Consider the following 21,535-nt stretch of genomic DNA (forward strand, 5'->3'; position numbering starts at 1 on the left):
TTGATTTAGATTGATAACCTGAACCTTTCCTGAAAATATTTATATAGAATTTTATATCTAAAATTATAAGCTTCAGAATTTAATTATTAACTTTATATAACACTAAATTGAAAATATGAAATTAAACATTTATTTTAAACGAATTTATGATACTATTTTTGTTTTTACACCATTATTTTTACTATCACAAGTAGGAATTAATACAGTCACCCCTGATGATTCTTCAATTTTAGATATTGCATCTACAACAAAAGGGGTTCTGTTACCTAGAATGGGTACAGTTCAGCGTAACTCCATTATAAATCCAGCTACCGGTTTATTGGTTTTTGATAATGATGTCAATAAGTTTTTTGGATATGATGGTATACAATGGACACAAGACGTTTTTGGAACCACAAAATGGGCAACTTCGGGAAATTCGAATACTAACCCTAATACTGATTTTCTTGGAACCACTGATAATACTCCACTCTCCTTCAGAACAAATAATCAACAGGCGATGTCAATAAGTTCATCCGGAGCAGTAAATATAGATGGAGGAAATCTGAATGCACCAAGACTCTTTGTAGGCAGATCAAATGCCGGTACGTCTTATCCAAGCATTCTGGCTACTGTAAATAATGATTCTACAGGAGCATATCCTGTGAATATTATCACAAGTAATAATTCGGGAACTTCCGGTAGAATCCAGGGAAATTATGCATTTTCTTTTACTAATCCCAATGCAGGCAATACAATAGGCGGTATAGCGTACAGTCGTCAGCCGAGTTTATTAGGTTCCGAGGGAATTGTCTTTTATACAGGTGGCCATCCAGGTAATCATGATGATCAAAGTAAGGATGCTATGATTATTGGTGCTAATAAAAATGTATATATAGGATACGGTAGTTTTAGTTCGTTGCCTTCATCAAAACTCAATGTAGCGGGCGGAGATATTTACTTAAGTGCAATTGGTTCTGGAGTAGTGATGACTTCACCTAACGGTACGTGCTATAAAGTTTCGATAGATAATGCAGGAGTTTTACAGACCACCTCAATAACATGTCCCTAAATATGAATAGAATTAAATTAACCTTTATACATATCTTGATTGGGGGATTTACGTTCGGTCAAGTGGGAATTGGAACAACCAGTCCGGACGAGAGCGCAGCATTGGATATTTCAACAATGTCCAAAGGAGTTTTGTTTCCAAAACTTAGTAATACTGAAGTAAATGCTATACAAAATCCAAGTACTAGTTTATTTCTCTATAATAAAGATATAAATTCATTTATGGGATTTGATGGAAATCAGTGGACACAGGATATATTTTTTCCAGCGACGAACTGGGATTCAAGAGGTAATATCGGAACCATTGCAGGTAATTATATAGGAACCTCGAATAATCTACCTTTTAATGTGAAAACAAATAATAATCTGGCAATGTCCATCAATACAAACAGACAGGTATCATTAAATGGAATCGATATCAATACTTCAAGACTATATATTGCCCCTAGTACACAAAATACATCTATACCTACACTTCAGGCAGCGAGTTCTAACGGATTCTCCACTACTCCTTTTGCAGTGACAATCCTTACCTCTAATCTAGGTAACGGATCTGTAACTGGAACATATGCCTTCTCAGATTCTTTGTTAAACGCACAGAATGGAATATCACTAGGTGGGTTTAGTTATATTAATGATATGAATGTTAGCGGGCTCTCTTTTTATATTGAACAGCCATCTGATATCAATGACAGGACAAAAGAAGCAATGATAGTTACAAATTTAAAGAATGTAGGAATTGGTGTTCATGAGCCTAAATCTAGGCTTCATTTAGATGGTGATTTTTACATTTCAAATCCAAGCAGTGGTATTATTATAAAAGATTCAGGAAATAACTGTAGGAGAATTACCGTAGATGATATGGGTGGCTTACAAGTAAGTGCTGTAATTAGTTGTCCTTAGTGAAAGCTTCTTTAAAGTCGATGGGATAGATAATTTTTTTTTAACATAAAAACCATCTGCCGGCCGAGATTTAGAAATTGGTAAAAAACATAAGATTTCTGAATTAAAAATTAATGTTTTTCCATATGGTGGAAAGTATTAAACTTACCTAGTCATTTAAAACATCGGTTTATTTATATACCAAACAATTAGCATACACCACGGCCCTAAATAGAAATAAGATAATTTTACAAATGAAACAAATTACGCTTCCTAGCAAGTACAGTTCCCGGTTCATTCATATTTATATTTTCGACATTTTAAAAGTTTTTAGGACACGACAAACATCTGTATTTATTTTGAAAATACAGCTCAAACAATATTTGCATGGACTTTATATTAGCATTTTAATTCCAATCAGACTTAGATTATTTCTTTATAAATTTTTCGCTTACCGAAGCTTTGGTGGTTTTCAATTTTATATAATAGATACCTTTATTTAAATGACTTATACCAACTGAAGTTTATTCCAAACCTAAACTGTCTGTTTTTACAAGTTGGTCAGCTGAAGAGTAGATTCCAACGATCGGAGAGGTTCCTTACCGCTTATCTTTAGGATATTCTGTACGGGATTAGGATATATGCTGATCCCTGCTTCGGCTGATATTTCTTCAAGCAACAGCTGGCTGCAGGAAGACTTTGCAAGTTTGAAAATGAAAAATTGTGATTTGCCACTATTTTCTGCTACAATCAATGTATTGACACCGTCGAAAAGATCTGTAAACAGCTGGCTGAAAAAAGTTCACCCACCACATAGTTACCATCGTATTTTGAGATTAATGTTTAATTAGATCCCTTATAAATTAGCAACAACTAAAAAAAATAAACATGTATTATATTGCAGTTATAAATTACAAAATATGAATATTATAATTGATGAACTTGCAGATTACATTTTACAACATTATTGTCACTAATTTTTAGATATTGTTTGATATTTAAATCCCGTTAATGCATCTGATTCCATTACCAGCTGAATTGCTGTTTTAGGTGGAACAATAACTTGCGATTCGATATCGTCAAATATGGTAGGTGCTCCACTAACTGATCCAGTAATATAAACGGTCGCAGGACCATCATCTACTCTTTTTATAGTAAAAACCTTCCCCACATAGCCCTGATAGAATGGGAGGGAAATAAATCTTACCTGCACTTGTGTTGAGGCATTATAAGTACTAGCATCTACCAATATAATGTTATCATTTGCAATATCAACGGTAATGAGAGCTGATGTTGTTCTTCTTACTGATCTCACTGTCTGCCAGTAAGGAGTACCACCTGTATTTGTTGTTAGTACTTGACCATTAGCTCCACCTTTAATACTAATAGAAGCATCTTTAAATAAAACTTCCTGAGCATTTGCACCTGCATTTACCTCTAAAACGCCATTTCCAGTCAAGCTTCCCTTACCTTTTATAGTAGTTGATATTCCGTTTTCAGAAGTGTAAGTATAGGTTCCGTCTGCATTATCTAATAACGGTGTATTTATTTCAAGTTTTGTCCACTGAGATAAATTATTAAAATAGTAATATCCAATAGTATCAACATTTTGAGTGATTCCAGCCTGAACTCCTGTTGAAATATCGTTAATGTAGATTAAAGTAGATAATGGGATGTTTATCATACTTTGCGCTCTCAATCTGTCTACTCTTGGAATTAATAGCCCATCCACAATAGAAGAGTTTCCTGTTGGTTGCTTAGCGGTGATATCCAATGTTGCATTGGGTACAGTAGTGTTTACACCAACTTGTGCAATTAATAAATTTGAAAATGTTGTCAGAGACAATAATAAAATAGTTTTTTTCATTTCCTTAAATTTAGTGTTTAATAAATTTTTATAAAACTGTGTTTCTAGAATCTAAAGTATATAATATAAATAATGATTCTTACCTAGTATTTGTTTATTCAGTTTGCAAACATAAATCAATTGAGTCAGAAAAAGTATACTGCATTTCTACTTAATAAGCTATATATAATTAATTTTCAATAACTTAAAATCTATTCTAAGTGTAAATGTAGTACTTTATTTCTAAGCTTTATTTTAAAAATGTAAATTTTTTATACTGTATTATTTACTATCTTTAAATATTATATTAGATTATAATGATCAATCTTATTTATGCTAAAAATAATATTGGATATCATTTAAAATTAACAAAGCAATATCATGATAGTGAATCCCTTACTACAATCTATATCAACATAGCAAAGTCACTATGTACATTAAACAGATATAAAGAAAGCTTAACTTATTTAGATAGAGCAAAAGGAGCAATGAATGGAACGATCAATAATCTTCTCAATTCTAAATTATATGCACAATATGGGCGAAATTATTATGCTTTAGGTTTATTTATAGAATCTTTAAAAAGTTTTAATAAGTCAGTTAGTTTTGCAAAAAAAATAAAAGAGAAAAAAAGTAGAAACAGTATTTTATATTATGATTATGCCTGGAAACTCGATAATTTTCAGGAATTAAATATGGTAGATTCTATGTATATAATGCAAAATGAATGCATAAAACTAGGTCCTGAACCATTACTCTATGTAACTATTGCGTCAAGAAATTTGAGGGAAAAGAAACATCTAGATTCTGCTGAGTACTATTTAAAAAAGGCATTAACGATTGCAGATCGATATCCAATATATCAAAAATCCAGAATATTATTTATCTACGGCAAGCTATATACTGAGAAAAAAGATTATGCAAATGCCCTCATATATTATCTAAAGGCATTAGAGCTGTTTAAAAAAACAAAGCGTAAAAGTGACAGTAGAGATGCTTATAAAACTATTGCAGAAACATATAAATTGCTCAATAATAAAGAAAAAGCAAATGAATATTTAGAAAAATACAGTAATATAAATGATACCATAAATATTGCAGAAAGGAACAGTTTGAATATTCCCATAGAAAATGTAATTGCAGAGAAAGATAAAAAAAGAAGAAATAAAGAATTACAATTATATTTACTAATATCTTTAATTATTGTCATTTCACTTTTCTCATTGTACTATATTCGCAAAGAATACAAAAAAAAATATCATAATCAAGATCAATTAATACAGAAAAAAGTTGCAGAAACTGATATTCTTAAAAATAAACTTACGCTAAACACTGAAGGTTTAATAAAGCTTGCTAGAAAAAATGATCCATTTTTCTTAACTCGTTTTAAAGATTTGTATCCTGATTTTTTTGAAAAACTGAAAACACTCTACCCTTTACTGACTGTTAAAGATATTAAAACATGTGCTTTAATAAAGCTTAATCTCACAACACAAGACATTGCTGATTGTGAAAATATTTCTGTGAGAACGGTGCAAACAAAGAAGTACCGTCTAAAAAAGAAGCTGAATCTGGAGATCGAAGAAGATCTTAGTATATGGATTAATAATCTATAGAAATAAAAAAAGCCCTGAACATTACAGTCAAGGCAATTTTTTTTGTTATTTTATTACTGTATTTGTTGATAAGTAATAGATGATTCATTCCAGTCAAATCTGACATCGAAATTTACCGCACCTCCCGTACTGGAGACATTATCTACAAATAAATAATAAACTTTATTGGAACCGCTATTATTGTTCATAGCTAAATTACCAACTACCATACCTCTTTGTTCAGATTTTGCAAAACCTGCTGATGCTAATCTAGGTTGAATTGCATCGGGCGAAAACGTTGAATTTCCCATGTCTGCTGTTGTATTTCCTAACCTAAACCTTATAAAATTACTTCCTTTAACATATGAATCTGTAGCCGAATTTATAAATTCAATTCCTAATGTTACATTTAACAGCCATTTTCCTGGCGGTAAAGTTATAGGTACTCCCGTATATTTTGCTGTAGGATAACTTGCAGGATGAGAATATGTTATCGCAGGTATTGATAAAGCACCAAAAGCTATAGCTGTTGGCTTCCATGTCCCTACGCCATTTGAATCAGATGTCAATATATAACCAGCCTTTTGCGTTCCATCCTGAATTTTCACAGCTCCACTTGTAGTTGAGCGAATATCAAGCGTATTAGTCGGAGTAACTGTACCTATTCCCACTCTGTTATTGGCTGCATCAACAGAAAAGGTAGCAGTATCAATAGAGAAAGCATTTATTGAAGTTCCTAGAAATGCTAAAATGTTTGATCCTTGCGACACAATACGGTTTGAAGTAAGTGTTCCATTGCCAGCATATATACTTGTATCTGTTGTTGCAGATGGAGACCGCCAAGTTGCTACACCATTAGCATCAGAAGTTAATACTTTATTAGCGCCTTGTGTTCCATCTACAATTTTTACAGCACCGTTAGTTGTAGATTCCACATGAAACAGATTAGTGGGTGCCTGAGTTCCTATACCAATATTTCCCGATGATTTTATAGTCATTCTTGGCGCATATCCAGATGCATTTCTTGTATAAAACTCTAAGCCTGCATATCCGTTTGCTACATTCCTGTCGATCCCTTTAATAGAAGCGCCACTAATACCGTTTGCGTTTATAGCGGGAATAAAATCTATTCCTGCAAACTGAGAATTGGTACCGTTTGCATTAAATAAAGTCATGTTTCTTGCGGTACCCTGTCCACACGGGGCACCACAATTATTTATTCCTGAAGAAAAAGCATCGATTGTATTACCTGGCGTAGGATTTAATACGGACAATACAGATAAAGGAGCGTTAGTTCCAATTCCTACTCTGTTATTTAAAGCATCTACAGAGAGTGTACTACCGTCAACTGAAAATGCATTAACAGCATTTGCAGTAAAAGCAAGTGTATTTGTATTTTGACTAACTACTCGGTTTCCAGTTAATGTACCATTGTCTTTGTAAATATTTATATCTACGGTTGCAGCAGGAAGTGCTTTCCAAGTACCCACACCATTTGCATCAGATGTTAGAACTTTATCGCTTCCTTGCGTGCCATCTGTAATTTTTACAGCTCCTGAGGTTGAGGAATTAACATGTAGTAAATTTGTTGGAGAACTTATACCAATACCTATTTTACCTGTTTCATCAATCTTTAATCTTTCTGAATTTGAAGTATTAAAAGTAAGGTCGGTAAGATTGGTTGTCCCATTACCTTTATATATTGAACTAATAGAAGAACCTGTAGTTGTTGTATTATTTGTTCTAGCATTAAACTGGATTGTGCCGATAATGTCGTTATTGGCAAGATTAGTCGGTGCTGCTGCTGTACCATTGGCTGAACTTAGGAAAATACCTGGGTTTTTAGAGGTTCCATACCCTCTGATATTAACATCATTGCCTACTGTTCCTCCTTCGTTATCTGAAACTATTTCAAGTTTAGTTGTAGGCACGGCTGTTCCTAAACCTAAATAACCACTTCTTGTCAGTGCCATCGCTGGCGCAGCATCTTGCGAAGAGCCTGCATGCATTTGCAGAGTATTTGAACTTATTCCGAGACCGTAGAAAGATGTTCCTGCTGCACTATTATAAACTGCCAGCTTCTTACCCGCTGCATCGGTAACTGATGCTGGAGCATCCTCTCCTAAATGAAGCCTGTTTTGGGGTGCGTTGGTTCCTAATCCAACTCTGTTACTTACCGCATCAACATTTAAAGTAGCTCCATCAATTGTAAAATGACTTGTTCCTGTCGTTGCTGTATTCGTAAAAGCTAATGTTTTATCAGTCTGATTAACAGTCCTATTTGCAGAAAGAGTTCCATTATTTTCATAAATACTCGTGTCTGCAAATAACGCAGGATCATTAATCATCTTTGTCCAAATTGTCCCGTTAAAATAATAATATCCTGTGGCATCTATTTGGGCAGCAGTTCCAGTCTGCGTACCAGTTGCAACATTATTTACATAAATTAGAGTAGATGTTTCAACTCCTGTCATTGACTGAGCTCTTTGCCTGTCAACTCTAGGTACTAAAAGTCCTTCTGCTGTTCTGGTAATACCTGTAGGATTTTTTGCAGTAATATCAAAAGTAGATTTTGGATCAGGAGTATTTACACCTACTTGTGCAATCGATAATCCAGAAAATGCTATCGCTGATAGCAGTAAAATTTTTTTTTTCATTTCCTTAAATTTAGTGTTTAATAAATTTTTTCTTAGTGATGAATTGTGTCCTTAGAATCAAGAATTTCTCAGTTAGGAGAAATAATATATCTAAAATTTTAAATTTCCAAAGCTGTGCTGCAAAATTAACTCCAAAATCGTAAAGGAGGTATACTGCATAATTACTTACAAATTATAAGTATATAAATATCAATGTTTTAAATTACAAAATGAGTATTATTGTAGCATGTGGATTTAGTAATCAATTTGTGAAATAATTATCAATTTTTAAAATAACTCTAATTTATACAGTTGAAATGCTGTGCAAATAATTTTAATTTAGATTTTAGGATAATATATCATTCAAACAAGCAATAGTTGCATTGAAGTTGAGAGTTCAGAAAAAATAATAAAACTACAGAATGGAGTGTAAGTAGAAATGCAGTAAAAGAAGTATCGGATAATAAGCTTATTTTTGGGAAATAAAATTATTATTTTTCATCCTTAGTGTTTTTATAGGGAGTTTACTAATGTAGGCTCTCTTTTTTATTGTCTCCAAATTTTCCCGTTTGGAATGATTACATGGGTTTGAGAGTAGTTAGAAGTATGTTATTAGTGAGATATATTTTAGTATATATAGATACTATGTTGCAGATTCTTTGTTAACCCCAAATGCTTGTAAACCGCTATTTTAAGGCTATAATAATAAACAAGTAAATTATAAAAAAATGTGTTTCGTGTAGAAATAGATTTTAGATTCATAAATTTGCCATACCCATAAAGAAACCATGACCAACAATTACCATAATACACCTATTGATAAAATAACGCAACCCGTACAAAGATTTATTCAGCAGGAAAAATCTGGCGCATTACTGTTGGGTATAAGCGTTGTTATTGCCTTAATTCTAGCTAATACACCGTTATCCGTGGCTTATCATCATTTTCTGGAACAAAATTTTGGTTTTAGCCGGAACGATAATATTTTTTTTAATTTTACCATTCATCACTGGATTAATGACGGTCTGATGTCCATATTCTTCTTTGTTGTAGGACTAGAGCTGAAACGGGAAATCATAGGTGGAGAACTCTCAAATACCCGTAAGGCCATGCTTCCCATTATTGCGGCTTTTGGCGGAATGATTATGCCGGCTTTAATATTTCTATTCCTCAATCCTTCAGGAGAGATGCATAAAGGTTGGGGAATTCCGATGGCAACTGACATTGCCTTTGCATTAGGCGTACTTTTTCTTTTAGGAAAAAAAATCCCACTTTCCCTAAAAGTGTTTTTAACTGCATTGGCGATTGTAGATGATCTGGGAGCGGTATTAGTCATCGCATTCTTTTATACCTCCAACATTGAAATGACTTATTTATGGATTGGTTTACTGATTTTAGCTATTATGTACTTGGGAAATAAGATGGGAATTAGATCTATTTTCTTTTTTGGGTTTTTGGGGATCTGCGGAGTATGGACATGCTTCGTAATTTCAGGGGTTCATGCAACGATTGCTGCTGTGTTAGCTGCATTTACGATTCCTGCAGATGTTAAAATAAAAGAGACGGTTTTTATCGCAAAAATAAACTCCTATCTGACAATATTTAAAAATATTGACCCATCGGAAAACACGCCAACTTTAACTAATGACCAGTTGCACGTACTGGAAGAAATAAGCGAAGCGACTATTTCAGCTACACCACCATTACAAAGATTAGAACATGCCATGCACCCGATTGTTACTTTTGTCATCATTCCGATATTTGCCATAGCCAACGCAGGAGTATCTCTGGATATTGATTTCAACAGTCTTTTCGAAACGAATATTGCAGTAGGTGTAGCATTAGGTCTTCTACTGGGTAAAATCTTTGGCGTTGTGGGATTTTCGTGGATTTTCGTTAAACTGAAGATTGCAGCATTGCCTGAAGGCATGAATAATCGCAATCTGTTAGGATTAGGTTTTCTTGCGTCTATTGGTTTTACAATGTCACTTTTTATAACCTCATTAGCATTTAGCAATGAAGAGTACCAGACTCAGGCAAAGATTGGTATATTCGCTGCATCTATTATCGGAGGAATAATTGGCTACATAATTCTAAATAAAGAAATAAAGGCGACAGAAACAGATGAATAATATATTTAATTTTATCAATCTTCATAATGGTGAAGAAAAAAAAGATAAAGTATTGGAAAATGTGACTTCCAATATCTCTTTTAAAGGTTCTAATCTTTGGATTTTGGCATGTGCAATCATTATTGCATCCGTTGGTCTCAACGTAAACTCAACCGCAGTGATCATTGGAGCGATGCTTATTTCACCTTTGATGGGTCCCATAGTCGGAGCTGGTTTTGCATTAGGAACTTATAATTTTCCACTTCTCAAAAAGTCATTTAAAAACCTTTTGATAGCAACAGTGGTGAGCTTATTGGTATCTGCATTTTATTTCTACATAAGTCCTTTTAAAGATGTCCAATCAGAACTTTTAGCCAGAACGGCACCCAATATTTATGATGTGCTCATTGCATTTTTCGGAGGTCTGGTCGGTGTCATTGCAATAACGAGAGTTGAGAAAGGAAATCCAATTCCTGGGGTAGCCATCGCAACAGCTTTAATGCCTCCTCTGTGTACAGCAGGCTTTGGTCTGGCAACTTTTAATTTTTCTTATTTCTTTGGTGCCTTTTATTTATACACGATCAACTGCTTTTTTATCTGCATCGCAACTTTTTTGGTAGTCAAATACCTGCATTATCCATCTTCAATTGTTGACAGTAAGTACGAAAAAAGGATTAAATATAGCATCTATTTTCTTATCATCATTATGATTGTACCAAGTTCTTATCTCGCATATAACCTTTTTAATGAAAAGAAATTTACTAAGACCGCAGATATTTTCCTTCAGAAAGAGTTTGAAAAAAATGGTTATACATTAATTTATAAAAAATTAAATTATAATACAGATCCAAAAACAATAGATGTTGCATTTCTGAACAAAAAATTTACAGCAGGCGAGATTGAATCTTATAATAAGATTCTTACAGATAACGGGCTTGCCAACACTAAGCTTACAATCCGACAAAACAATTCTGATTTAAAATCCGAAATTCTTAGTGAGATTAATAAAAATAACAACAACTTATCAGAAAAGGATATTGCCATTTCCAATCTCCGCCTTGAACTTGATAGTTATAAAGTATCCGATTCTACCTTGTCGAAAGAAATTCAAATTTTATACCCAGATATAAGCAACGTATCTTACGGCAAAATAGAACAGTATTCCCATACAGACAGTATGCGGCTACAATTTGTTCTCATTTATTCAGGTAATGATGTTAACAAGCTGCAGCTCAAAAGATGGCTGGAAAAAAGATTGAACGAAAAGAATGTCGAACTTTTAGAAAATTCAGTAGAGCATTCAAAAATTAAATAAATTTTATCAGAAAAGAAAACGTCTAATTCTTGTGTTGTCATGACGTGATCTTTGAACTTTAACAAATCTTTCGGAAAATTATGGTAATCCATTTTTTCACTATAATATTATTTAAGGTAGAAAATATTCAAAAATACGTTGCTACTACGCAATGTATTAACGTAGATCATTTTTTACTGCCATCTTCTTTATTTCTTCATCCGTATGATTATCAAGAATCTTGGCATATCGGTAAAACGTAGCTCTAGTCAATCCGAATGGTTTATAAATATCTTCAGGACGCATTGTCGGATCTTTATAAATAGAGCGCAAAATTAGCAGTTTGGATATTGTTTCCGCAGTGTAACCTTTTGGCCTTCCTCCCGTTCTTCCTCTAGCTCTTGCAGATTGCAGGCCAGCATTGGTTCTTTCTCTTATCAACTCTCGTTCATATTCAGCCAGAGAAGCCATGAGATTTAGAAATAATCTGCCATTAATAGTGGAAGTGTCTACACCCTCCACAAGACCTTTTATAATAATTCCTTTATCGCTTAAACTTAACACAAGATCAATAATATTTTTTAAACTTCTTCCCAATCTGTCCAATCTCCAAACATAAAGTTCGTCACCTTTTCTGAATTGCTCTATCATCTTATCGAGCTCCGGACGATTTTTTGTAGCGCCGGAAATTTTCTCTTGGTAAATTTTTTCGCAGCCTGCTTTTTCTAAAGCTTCAATTTGTAAATCTAAATTTTGATCTTTGGTTGAAACCCGTGCATATCCTATTTTCATATTTTGTTACATTAAACTCATACATTGTAAATTTATGAAACTTTGTTTAATGATACGATATTTTGAGAAATAAATTTAAAATAAAGAAATTTTAAAACCTCCATCGCTGAAAATCTCAAAATACTACCGTCTTATAAAAATGCCTTGTTGGATTAAAATCCAATTCAATAGCAGATTTTTTCAACTGGATTTGTATTCGCACTTAGTCTGCAAATTTTCGCATTTACTTTGCGTTATCGCATTTACTTTGCAAATTCACATCCGCCACCAACTAAGGCAACATCCGAGATCGTATGATGAGGTGATCTAAAAGGACGAACAGTCATGAGTGACGTTTCCGTTCCCATTTTTCCCGCCACAGAATGTATTTTTGTTGTTTCCAGCGCTTCTTTCAATGTCAAAGGAGGTAAAATACTCGGAACTCGTTTTGCCAACATTGTTTTTCCGCTTCCGGGAGGCCCGATCAGAATAATATTATGACCACCTGCTGCAGCAACTTCCATCGCACGTTTTGCAGTTTCCTGTCCTTTAACCTCAGAAAAATCGAAAGGAAATAGATTAATTTTGTCCTGAAACTCTTTTCGGGTGTCTAAAAATACTTTTTCAAGAGGTTTTCCTTCATTAAAAAAATCAATGACTTCTTTAATATTTTCAACGCCATACACATCAAGATTATTAACGATAGCAGCTTCCCTCGTGTTTTGTTTAGGTAAAATGATTCCTTTAAAACCTTCTTCTCTCGCCTGAATCGCGATTGGAAGTACACCTCGAATTGGCTGTAAACTTCCATCTAATGAAAGTTCACCCATAATAATATAATCCTGAATATTTTCAGCTAAAATTTGATCCGAAGCGGTTAAAATTCCGATGGCAATACTTAAATCATAGGCTGCGCCTTCCTTTCGAAGATCTGCGGGAGCCATATTAATTGTGATTTTCTTTCCGGGAATTTTGTAACCTACGTTTTTTAAGGCAGCAGAAATTCGGTAACTGCTTTCTTTAATGGCATTGTCGGCAAGTCCTACCAAATGATAGCCTACTCCACCCGTATCTATATTGACTTCAATAGTAATCGTCTGCGCTGCAACACCATGAATTGCACTTCCGTAAATTTTAACCAGCATGATTGTGTTTTGCCGTAAAAATAATTAATATTTTATTTTAGAAAACACTTCATTTAGTTCATAACATTTAGGTTTAATCATCATTATCTTAAAAAAATAAATCGGCACAGGGATGAACTCTGTACCGACCTAAACATAAATTATTAAAAAACTAACTATTACTTCTTTATAAATTTGTTTTTATATACTTTCCCGTCTAAACTTTTAGAGACAATCATATACGTTCCGGGAACAAGACTGCTTACATCAATGGCAACATTATATTGATGCTTATCTTTCTGTAAAACAAGCTTTCCAGACATATCGATGATAGAGATAGAACTATATGTTTTATCAGATTCTTTTCCGATATATAAAAATTGGGTTGTTGGGTTTGGATATAATGTCAGGGCGTTTTCTTTCGGTTTTATTTCACCTGTTGCGAGATTACAGAAGCCAAAGTTTCCGAAATTAAGTTTGATAAACGCGAAATCACTCAACATTTCACATTGATCGGGACAGTATTCTGTACAAGCATAAAATCCATATTCGCCCGATGCATTAGCAATATAAGAATCGCCCGTTGCTCCATTGATGATGCAAGGATCTGTAGGCAAGGGAGGATTGCTGCTCGGGACACATTTAAACCAAGTATGAACACCATACAACAAAGGAAATCCATCATCAAGTTGCACAGTTGCTCCCTGACAAACATTATACTCTCCAGGTCCGACTTCTTCATAAGTTCCGGGTGTAAAATTAGCCATCATATATGGCAGACCATAAGCATATCCGTCGGCAAGAATGGCCGGACTTTCTGCAATGCAGTCTCCGTCTGTAACTTCAACCTTAAAATAATACAGCATATCATCTACACCATTGATCGTCAATGTTTGTGATGTTGCTCCCGGAACCGGAACCCAAGGATTTGGATTGGGAGATTGCCAGTCCCACTGTTGTTTGTACCATTGATAACTTCCGTAAGTTTGAGTTGTAGAAAGCGTTTCGGTTTCTGTATTACAAAAAACCACTCTATCTGCAAACATAGTTCCCAATCTAGGACTCGTAATTGTAGGGGTACATTGAGCCTGTATTTTTACAATGCTCAGAAATAGGTAAAATGCTAAAAAAATTAGTTTTGTTTTCATGTTAATATTTATTTAGTGAATTGATTTTTAATATTTTATCAGTTTTTATTTTGGTTAAAATTTGGGCATAATAAAACCATAGCGCTTATTAATTAATGAGCCTAATTTATTTTTAGATATTGCTTTTTGAAGTCTGAATTAACTATCAGTCTAGCAACAATCTAATCCCGAATTTTACATTAAAATTTAATGGTTTCTCTTTATATATTGTATTGAGTGAACTTTCATCCTTGAAATGGTAGCCGATGCCCGGTTCTGCATAAATCCCTATTTTATTGACAATTTTTAATTGTAATCCAATCCCGCTATTAACCGAAAACTGAACCGGTTTTGCCTCCAATCCTTCTTTTTTCTCCTCTTTTACTTCATTATTTACAATATACTTTGTGGTGACACCACCTGCAACCGCCTTTTCAACAACTGCTCCGGCAGTAACATATCCCGTAAAAGCTCCTTTTTTAATTACATTATAATTTACCTGCACCGGAACACCAATGTAATGAACCGACTGATCGCTTTTTATTAAATTAGCATCACTTCCCGAACGAAGCTCGGACGATAATTTTGTATAATTAATTCCCGTTCCTATTCCCCATTTTTTTCCTAAACTGTAATACATTGAAACGCCTAAAGTAACCGGCACTTTATGTCTTATTCTGGCTTCCACTTCCTTATTTTGATTAGCCAAAACAACTTGTACAAAAGGATCTCCATCGTTACTTGCATAAAACATATCACCAACATTCATCGGGCTTCCGCTTATGGTAGCATATCCCGGAAATTGTTCTGATGAACTTCCTGAAGTATTTCCTGTCAGCAAACTTAGCATCCAAGGTTTTTTGGATTGTTTTTTTGCGATTTTTTGTTTTTGAATTGACTCAAATTTATCTTTAAAATCTTTTTCTTCTTGTGAAACAGGTTCTTTTATATCATTGATTGTCTGATTATTATCAATAATTACATTTTCCTGCTGTGCAATTTGATTGTTTTGATTAATTAAATCTGCTGTCGTATTTTGATTTTGATTTCCTGAATTATTAATTACATTTTTAAAAATTTCATTAAAGCTATTTTTTGTTGAAATTATATTTGATGTGATATTATTTGAGATTGCATTTCGTTTAAATAAATCTTTATCAATCAAATCATTAACGCTTTTCGGCAAGTTTTTATTTTCAGAAGAATAACTCGCTGATTCTACTTTATTTCCTTTCTTAGAACTTGCAATTTTTGGTGAATCTGTCTTTTCATTATTATAAAAATCGAATATTTTTCCGCCAATAAAAAACATTGCAATCACAGCGGCAACGGCACTGATGCGGTATACTATTTTTTTAGATGTAAACGTAGATGTATTTTTGTCTTTTGCTTTCAAATCATTTCCAATGATAGGAAATGCTGCAATTTTATCATTGTCGTCTTCGGAGAACAAATCATCTTTAATATTGTCCCACAATCCTTCAGGAACATCATCGGTATGATCTTCCATTTTTCTGCGCATCTCATTCAACCACTGATTACTCATATTGCGCTGTTTTTGACATTTTATATTCTTTTATTTTATGACCAAGCATCGCTTTAGCTCTATGAAACTGTGATGCCGAAGAATTTTCAGCAATTCCCAAAATCCCGGCAATCTCTTTATGACTCTTCTCCTCAAACACAAACAAATTGAAAACAGTTCTGTAACCGTCGGGCAGAGTTCGTATCATTTTCATGATCGTTGTTTGGGATATTTCCTGAAGATCGGGTTCTTCTTCCGGGAGATCCGGTATTTCAAATTCATCATCAACTATTTTAAAATCAGAATTTTGCTTAAGATATTTTAATGATTCTGTCACCACAATTCTGGTTATCCAGGCTCTTAAAGAACCACTTCCTCTGTATTCAAATGAATCAATCGAACGGAACATCTTTATAAAACTGTTCTGTAAAACATCATGCACATCGTCTTGTCCGATAATGTATCGCGAACACACATAGGTAAGGTTTCCGGAATAAGCTTCAAAAAGCTCTTTCCAGGCAGTTTCCTCCTTCAAATGAAGGCGTTTTATCAAAATCTGCTCCTTACTTTCTTCCATGTATTTTTACAATAACATCCTGATTTTATGATTAATTTAATTGTAATGCAAAAATAGGCTGCCTTTTTTCAAAGCACAACCTATCTTGCATGATATCCGTCTCTTAATTTTTTATAGAATACGGAAAATCATATTTAATGGTTTCAAAGGGGGCTAATTCTACACCATCAACTATTATCTTTTCTGCGACCAAACCGAATCTCAGCGACCAATCTTGACCTACAAAAAAACCTTTTTGTTTAGCAACAACTGTTACTACAGCATTTTTAGTCACTCCGTCTACAGGAATCTGGATATTCAATTTCTTAGGAGCAAAGGTCAACTCAACAATATTCTGTTCTGTATTAATTTTTGAAGTATAATTAAGTTTATATTCAACTTTACCGATTTTGGCTAATGCCGTATCCGTTTTTACAGGATCTTTTACTACAGATTTTACAATTTCTCTGATCGGAAACTCTTTAAAATCAACTATCGTATCCTTTGCCGAAAAGTTGATAATTTTCTCAACAATAGGTCCTTTACTTCCCTGCTGTATAAAAAGTCTTGCCTTATAGTTGCCATTCACATCTCCCAGCTTTACAGGAACAGGTTCATATCTATCATTATTACACGACGTTAAAGACAACGCTGCAAATGCAACCAAAACGACCATAAAAGCCTTAAGTACTGTTAATTTCTTCATTACTTTAATTATTTCATTATACATTATTTACTTTGAGTACTCATTTATATAAATCCCTTTTTCGAAAAATCTTGCACGAAATATTGAAAAAAGATGAAAAAAAATTATAACTAATTGATTATTAAAAGAAAAAATTATGTTTCATGAAGTCTTGTTTAAGTTTTTAATATTTTAATACATTTGTTAAAACATATTTTTGAATGAATTTCGAACAAATCAATCTACATCTCGAAGCTTATAAAGAGCATGATCAAATTTTAGACGCTGCAAAGTATTTAATTCACTCGTTTGATTTAGAGCATGAAAACTTTGCGGGTTTTGGTTTCAGACAGGAACTTTCACCAAACTCAATGCTTTTAACAGCGGAAGGGGAATTGGGACATCCTCAAATGGTTATGATCCCTAAAAATATATTTGATTTTGATCTGAATCTTGTCTTAAATATGGTTGCCCACGAAATGCTTCATGTAAGACAGAAAGCGCCCGGAAATGTAATTGAGGATAAAAATGAAAGAGAATTTCAAGCTTATTACGAAATGCTTTTTCATAAAGTGTTTCCACAAATTCCTGATGTTTCAGATTTTCACAGAAAATTTTTCGGAAATAAAGCATTGGAATATTACAGAAGAATGGGCGAAAACTCTGAGCTTCAACACAAATATGCAGAACAGAAAACAGAAGTAGAAAACTTAATCAATTCATTATCATGATAGTAAAACCGGAAATCTCTTGGGAAGATTTTGAAAAATTAGATATCAGATGCGGAACCATAATCTCAGTAAATGATTTTGAAAAAGCCAGAAATCCATCGTATCAGCTAGAAATTGATTTCGGTGATTTAGGCATCAGAAAATCATCCGCCCAAATCACAAATCTTTATCAGAAAGAAGACCTTATTGGACAACAAATTTTAGCTATTGTAAACTTTCCAAAGAAACAGATCGCCAATTTTTTCAGCGAGTGTCTGGTTTTGGGAGTTTATGGAGAAAATAAAAAAGACGTTACACTTTTAACCCCTTCATTGCCCGCAAAAAATGGAATGCAGGTTGGCTAATTTTAAAATATTTAATAAAATTCCGATTTAAATTAAACCTCATAGGTTTCAAAAACCTATGAGGTTTAGATTAAGTTAGTTAAAGAAAAAATTTAATGATACAAAACATTCCATTAGAAAGAGTTTTATTCCTTGATATTGAGACCGTTCCGGGGACAGGTTCTTGGGAAGAACTTCCGGAAACAGAACAAAAACTTTGGGATAAAAAAACACGATTCCAGAGAAAAGATGAAGCAACGGCAGAAGAATTTTACCCCGAAAGAGCCGGAATTATGGCCGAATTCGGAAAAATCATCTGCATCACCATCGGAATGGTTGAAAAAAACGATACTTTAAAGATCAAAAGCTTCGCAAACGATGATGAAAAGAAATTGCTGATAGAATTTGGCGAGATTTTTAACAGTCCAAGACTTCGTGATGTGATTCTCTGTGCTCATAACGGAAAGGAATTTGACTTCCCGTGGATCGCAAGACGATTTCTGATTAATGGAATGCAACCTCCAACTCCTTTCCAGATGTTTGGTAAAAAACCGTGGGAAATTCCGCATATTGATACGATGGAATTATGGAAGTTCGGAGACTATAAAAGCTTCATTTCTTTAGAATTACTGGCACACGTTTTCGGAATTCCGACTCCGAAAGACGATATCGACGGCTCAATGGTTTCATCAATCTATTACATAGAAAAAGACTTGCAAAGAATAGTTGACTATTGTGAAAAAGATGTCTTAACTTTGGCAAATGTTTTCCGACGAATGCGTCAGGAAGATTTGTTGAAAAGGAATATCAATCTAGATTAAAAAATGAAATTTACAGACGATCAAATTGCCGATATAGGAGAAGAAATCATTGGAATACTAAAAACCGTTTATGATCCGGAAATTCCCGTGGATATTTACGAGTTGGGACTTATTTATGATGTTCAGATCTCTGAAGATGCTGATGTGAAAATTATTATGACTCTTACTACACCAAACTGTCCGGTTGCAGAAACGCTTCCACAGGAGGTAAAAGATAAAGTAGCGGAAGCAGAAAACGTAAAAAGCGTAGATTTAGAGCTTACTTTCGAACCGAGCTGGAATAAGGATATGATGAGCGAAGAAGCGAAGTTTGAATTGGGAATGCTTTAATTATTGAATTAAAAATAAATTAGGCTGTCAATTTTTTGGCAGCCTTTTATTTTGTTTATAGGTTTTGTCATTCTGAACGAAGCGAAAGCGGAGTGAAGAATTTATCAACTACTATTGAGATTCTTCCTTCGTCAGAATGACAAACTTGACGGAAAATGTTTTTATTAAACCTCTCTTGCAATTTCTTTCCCTTCTCTTCTACTCCATTCACTCCACGAGCCAACATATAATTTAGAAACATGAAAACCAGCATATTCCAAAGCCAAAATCGTATGACACGCCGTAACTCCTGAACCACAATGAATGATTAAATTTTCAGGTTTGTTTGCTAATAATTTTGAATATTTTTCTTTTAAAATTTCTGGTTTTAGGAAATTTCCATTTTCATCAAGATTTTCAGAAAAAGGAATATTGATTGCTCCCGGAATGTGCCCCGCCACCAAATCAATAGGCTCAGATTCACCATTATATCGGTAAGCATCCCGTACATCGATTACCGTTGAAGAATTGTTTACTAATTCATTTTCAACATCTTCTAAGCTCGAAGTTGGAAGAAGCCAATTCTCTCTTTTAATTATATCAAATTTTTCAAAAATTTCTTCACCTGATGAAAATTTTAATCCTTCTTTTTCAGCAGCTTGAAAACCTCCATCTAAAACCTGAACATTTTTTAATCCAAAAGATCTTAACATCCACCAAGCTCTTGCACCTGCATTTGCTCCGTTTTTATCATCATAAATGACAATATGAGAATCTTCCGAAACTCCAAGATTTGAAAGTTTTTCTGCAAATTTCTCAACACTTGGAAGCGGATGTCTTCCACCAAATGCTGCATCTTCTCCAATTTCAGCTAAGTCTTTATCTAAATCGATGAATCTTGCTCCTTGGAGGTGTTTGTCCAAGTAGTTTTTGTAAACGTCTTTTCCTACTCTTGCATCAAGGATGATGAGATTTTCAGTTGGAAGATTTTTTAATTCGGATGGTGAGATTATTGGTGACATTTTTGTTGATTTTGGAGTTAATTTTTAAGTTTTGGCTAAAGCCAATTGAATTTTTAATCTAGGAGAGCGGGTTAAAACCCGCCCCTATTGATATTTATTTTATTATTCTTCGACAAGCTCAGGCTGAAATCGCTCATAATAAAAGAAACAATGTCTCAAAAATGAAAAATATCTTTCGCTCTGTTATAAGAACTTTCGAAGTTTAATAAATTTAATTTATGATCTACTTTTTCAACGCTCATGAAGTTGATTACCTGTTCTGTAGGCATATTTCCTACCAAATCATCTTTCGCCATTGGGCAGCCGCCGATTCCTTTAATCGCACTGTCGAATCTTCTACAGCCTTTATCGTAAGCAGCTTTTAATTTAGAATAAGAATCTTCATAACGGTTATGAAAGTGTCCTCCGAAATTAATATCAGGGTATTTTGAAGGTATTTTATCGAATAAAAGAGAGATTGTTTCTGGTGTTGCAACTCCCGTTGTATCAGAAAGTAAGATGTTTTTAATTCCAATTTCTGAAAATCTTTGTGCCCAGAAATCTACATCTTCCCATTTCCACATTTCACCATAAGGATTTCCAAAAGCCATTGAAAAATAGATGTTTAATTCTCTATTTTCACTTTTCGTCAATTCAAGCATTTTAATGATCTCAGTAAAAGCTTCTTCCTGACTTTTATTGGTATTTCTATGCTGGAAAGTTTCAGAAATAGAAAACGGAAAACCCAGAATATCAACAGATTGATGCCTCAACGCTTTTTCTGCACCTCTGTAATTTCCGATGATTGCAGAAACTTTTGTATTCGATAAAGATTTATCTATATTTTCGGCAACCTCATCAGAATCAGCAAGCTGAGGAATTGCTTTTGGAGAAACAAAGCTCAGACAATCCAATATATCATACCCAACTTCCATCAAGGAGTTGATATAATCTATTTTTTTTGCGGTTGGGATAAATTCTCCCCAACCCTGCATTGCATCTCTCGGACATTCAGTTAGAAACATTGGTACTTTTTGATTTTCTCAAATATAATAAAACTAAACAAGTTTATATAAGATTAAAGCAAAGCTAACATTATTTTGATTTTCAAGCTTTTATATATGATTAATATTTTCAATACCTTATAT

Annotated in this window: 19 protein-coding genes and 1 pseudogene; 9 read left to right on the forward strand and 11 right to left on the reverse strand. The window is 33.7% G+C overall.

Annotated features, from left to right (window positions below; translation table 11 throughout):
* Nucleotides 1-115 precede the first annotated feature (115 nt).
* Together SB689_RS08400 and SB689_RS08405 are read left to right on the forward strand one after the other, a co-directional pair.
* On the forward strand, nucleotides 116-1,051 hold the full coding sequence (locus tag SB689_RS08400; RefSeq protein WP_410691671.1) for a hypothetical protein: 936 nt from the start codon (nucleotides 116-118) through the stop codon (nucleotides 1,049-1,051).
* Nucleotides 1,052-1,053: 2 nt separating this feature from the next.
* Complete coding sequence (locus tag SB689_RS08405; RefSeq protein ID WP_410691672.1) at nucleotides 1,054-1,953, forward strand: hypothetical protein; 900 nt, start codon at nucleotides 1,054-1,056, stop codon at nucleotides 1,951-1,953.
* 407 nt (nucleotides 1,954-2,360) lie between these two features.
* Here the strand turns inward: SB689_RS08405 and SB689_RS08410 are convergent, their stop codons facing one another.
* Nucleotides 2,361-2,444, reverse strand: a complete 84-nt coding sequence (locus SB689_RS08410) for a T9SS type A sorting domain-containing protein (RefSeq protein WP_410692137.1) — start codon at nucleotides 2,442-2,444, stop codon at nucleotides 2,361-2,363.
* 461 nt (nucleotides 2,445-2,905) lie between these two features.
* Entirely contained in the window at nucleotides 2,906-3,778 is an 873-nt protein-coding gene (locus SB689_RS08415; protein WP_410691673.1) for a hypothetical protein, read from the reverse strand.
* A 317-nt stretch (nucleotides 3,779-4,095) separates the two neighbouring features.
* On the opposite strand from SB689_RS08415, the gene SB689_RS08420 reads away from it, so the two are divergent.
* Nucleotides 4,096-5,394 (forward strand): tetratricopeptide repeat protein, encoded by a 1,299-nt coding sequence (locus SB689_RS08420; protein ID WP_410691674.1) that lies wholly within the window; start codon nucleotides 4,096-4,098, stop codon nucleotides 5,392-5,394.
* 53 nt (nucleotides 5,395-5,447) lie between these two features.
* On the opposite strand, the gene SB689_RS08425 is transcribed toward SB689_RS08420, so the two are convergent.
* Complete coding sequence (locus SB689_RS08425; RefSeq protein ID WP_410691675.1) at nucleotides 5,448-8,030, reverse strand: hypothetical protein; 2,583 nt, start codon at nucleotides 8,028-8,030, stop codon at nucleotides 5,448-5,450.
* Between the two features lie 767 nt (nucleotides 8,031-8,797).
* On the opposite strand from SB689_RS08425, the gene nhaA reads away from it, so the two are divergent.
* Both nhaA and SB689_RS08435 read left to right on the forward strand, forming a co-directional pair.
* Entirely contained in the window at nucleotides 8,798-10,141 is a 1,344-nt protein-coding gene (gene nhaA, locus SB689_RS08430) for a Na+/H+ antiporter NhaA (protein ID WP_410691676.1), read from the forward strand.
* Nucleotides 10,134-11,435 carry a DUF389 domain-containing protein gene (locus SB689_RS08435; protein WP_410691677.1) on the forward strand — a complete coding sequence of 434 codons (1,302 nt, stop codon included), beginning with the start codon at nucleotides 10,134-10,136 and terminating at the stop codon, nucleotides 11,433-11,435. The genes nhaA and SB689_RS08435 overlap by 8 nt, the downstream gene beginning before the upstream one ends.
* A 156-nt stretch (nucleotides 11,436-11,591) precedes the next feature.
* On the opposite strand, the gene SB689_RS08440 is transcribed toward SB689_RS08435, so the two are convergent.
* The 6 genes and pseudogenes from SB689_RS08440 to SB689_RS08465 form a co-directional block, all read right to left on the reverse strand.
* Complete coding sequence (locus tag SB689_RS08440) at nucleotides 11,592-12,206, reverse strand: recombinase family protein (protein WP_410691678.1); 615 nt, start codon at nucleotides 12,204-12,206, stop codon at nucleotides 11,592-11,594.
* A 260-nt stretch (nucleotides 12,207-12,466) separates the two neighbouring features.
* Nucleotides 12,467-13,330, reverse strand: a pseudogene (locus SB689_RS08445) (YifB family Mg chelatase-like AAA ATPase); the annotation flags it as partial.
* 158 nt (nucleotides 13,331-13,488) lie between these two features.
* Entirely contained in the window at nucleotides 13,489-14,457 is a 969-nt protein-coding gene (locus tag SB689_RS08450) for a T9SS type A sorting domain-containing protein (protein ID WP_410691679.1), read from the reverse strand.
* 145 nt (nucleotides 14,458-14,602) lie between these two features.
* A complete protein-coding gene (locus SB689_RS08455) occupies nucleotides 14,603-15,982 on the reverse strand; it encodes an outer membrane beta-barrel protein (RefSeq protein WP_410691680.1) in 1,380 nt (459 codons plus the stop codon).
* Entirely contained in the window at nucleotides 15,975-16,538 is a 564-nt protein-coding gene (locus tag SB689_RS08460; RefSeq protein WP_410691681.1) for an RNA polymerase sigma factor, read from the reverse strand. Before SB689_RS08460 ends, SB689_RS08455 begins: the two co-directional genes overlap by 8 nt.
* 103 nt (nucleotides 16,539-16,641) lie before the next feature.
* A complete protein-coding gene (locus SB689_RS08465; RefSeq protein WP_410691682.1) occupies nucleotides 16,642-17,223 on the reverse strand; it encodes a DUF4840 domain-containing protein in 582 nt (193 codons plus the stop codon).
* A gap of 200 nt (nucleotides 17,224-17,423) precedes the next feature.
* Here SB689_RS08465 and SB689_RS08470 point away from each other — a divergent pair, with 200 nt between their 5' ends.
* The 4 genes from SB689_RS08470 (at nucleotide 17,424) to SB689_RS08485 (ending at nucleotide 19,407) form a co-directional block, all read left to right on the forward strand.
* Nucleotides 17,424-17,933: a hypothetical protein gene (locus tag SB689_RS08470; RefSeq protein WP_410691683.1), complete on the forward strand. Its 510-nt coding sequence runs from the start codon at nucleotides 17,424-17,426 to the stop codon at nucleotides 17,931-17,933.
* Entirely contained in the window at nucleotides 17,930-18,277 is a 348-nt protein-coding gene (locus tag SB689_RS08475; RefSeq protein WP_410691684.1) for a tRNA-binding protein, read from the forward strand. Before SB689_RS08470 ends, SB689_RS08475 begins: the two co-directional genes overlap by 4 nt.
* Before the next feature lie 95 nt (nucleotides 18,278-18,372).
* Nucleotides 18,373-19,077, forward strand: coding sequence for a 3'-5' exonuclease (locus SB689_RS08480; RefSeq protein WP_410691685.1), 705 nt, complete (start codon nucleotides 18,373-18,375; stop codon nucleotides 19,075-19,077).
* Nucleotides 19,078-19,080: 3 nt separating this feature from the next.
* Nucleotides 19,081-19,407, forward strand: coding sequence for an iron-sulfur cluster assembly protein (locus SB689_RS08485; protein ID WP_066753828.1), 327 nt, complete (start codon nucleotides 19,081-19,083; stop codon nucleotides 19,405-19,407).
* Between the two features lie 164 nt (nucleotides 19,408-19,571).
* Here the strand turns inward: SB689_RS08485 and SB689_RS08490 are convergent, their stop codons facing one another.
* A complete protein-coding gene (locus SB689_RS08490; protein WP_410691686.1) occupies nucleotides 19,572-20,408 on the reverse strand; it encodes a sulfurtransferase in 837 nt (278 codons plus the stop codon).
* A 155-nt stretch (nucleotides 20,409-20,563) separates the two neighbouring features.
* Nucleotides 20,564-21,412 carry a hydroxymethylglutaryl-CoA lyase gene (locus tag SB689_RS08495; protein WP_410691687.1) on the reverse strand — a complete coding sequence of 283 codons (849 nt, stop codon included), beginning with the start codon at nucleotides 21,410-21,412 and terminating at the stop codon, nucleotides 20,564-20,566.
* Between the last annotated feature and the right edge of the window lie 123 nt (nucleotides 21,413-21,535).

The organism is Chryseobacterium sp. SIMBA_038, from assembly GCF_046535115.1.
GTDB lineage: Bacteria > Bacteroidota > Bacteroidia > Flavobacteriales > Weeksellaceae > Chryseobacterium.

Coding starts and splice junctions, on each gene's coding strand:
- SB689_RS08490 (WP_410691686.1), bottom strand. CDS start 20,408: ATGTCACCAATAATCTCACCATCCGAATTAAAAAATCTTCCAACTGAA.
- SB689_RS08435 (WP_410691677.1), top strand. CDS start 10,134: ATGAATAATATATTTAATTTTATCAATCTTCATAATGGTGAAGAAAAA.
- SB689_RS08450 (WP_410691679.1), bottom strand. CDS start 14,457: ATGAAAACAAAACTAATTTTTTTAGCATTTTACCTATTTCTGAGCATT.
- SB689_RS08475 (WP_410691684.1), top strand. CDS start 17,930: ATGATAGTAAAACCGGAAATCTCTTGGGAAGATTTTGAAAAATTAGAT.
- SB689_RS08465 (WP_410691682.1), bottom strand. CDS start 17,223: ATGAAGAAATTAACAGTACTTAAGGCTTTTATGGTCGTTTTGGTTGCA.
- SB689_RS08485 (WP_066753828.1), top strand. CDS start 19,081: ATGAAATTTACAGACGATCAAATTGCCGATATAGGAGAAGAAATCATT.
- SB689_RS08400 (WP_410691671.1), top strand. CDS start 116: ATGAAATTAAACATTTATTTTAAACGAATTTATGATACTATTTTTGTT.
- SB689_RS08495 (WP_410691687.1), bottom strand. CDS start 21,412: ATGTTTCTAACTGAATGTCCGAGAGATGCAATGCAGGGTTGGGGAGAA.
- SB689_RS08420 (WP_410691674.1), top strand. CDS start 4,096: ATGATCAATCTTATTTATGCTAAAAATAATATTGGATATCATTTAAAA.
- nhaA (WP_410691676.1), top strand. CDS start 8,798: ATGACCAACAATTACCATAATACACCTATTGATAAAATAACGCAACCC.
- SB689_RS08405 (WP_410691672.1), top strand. CDS start 1,054: ATGAATAGAATTAAATTAACCTTTATACATATCTTGATTGGGGGATTT.
- SB689_RS08425 (WP_410691675.1), bottom strand. CDS start 8,030: ATGAAAAAAAAAATTTTACTGCTATCAGCGATAGCATTTTCTGGATTA.
- SB689_RS08455 (WP_410691680.1), bottom strand. CDS start 15,982: ATGAGTAATCAGTGGTTGAATGAGATGCGCAGAAAAATGGAAGATCAT.
- SB689_RS08460 (WP_410691681.1), bottom strand. CDS start 16,538: ATGGAAGAAAGTAAGGAGCAGATTTTGATAAAACGCCTTCATTTGAAG.
- SB689_RS08470 (WP_410691683.1), top strand. CDS start 17,424: ATGAATTTCGAACAAATCAATCTACATCTCGAAGCTTATAAAGAGCAT.
- SB689_RS08440 (WP_410691678.1), bottom strand. CDS start 12,206: ATGAAAATAGGATATGCACGGGTTTCAACCAAAGATCAAAATTTAGAT.
- SB689_RS08480 (WP_410691685.1), top strand. CDS start 18,373: ATGATACAAAACATTCCATTAGAAAGAGTTTTATTCCTTGATATTGAG.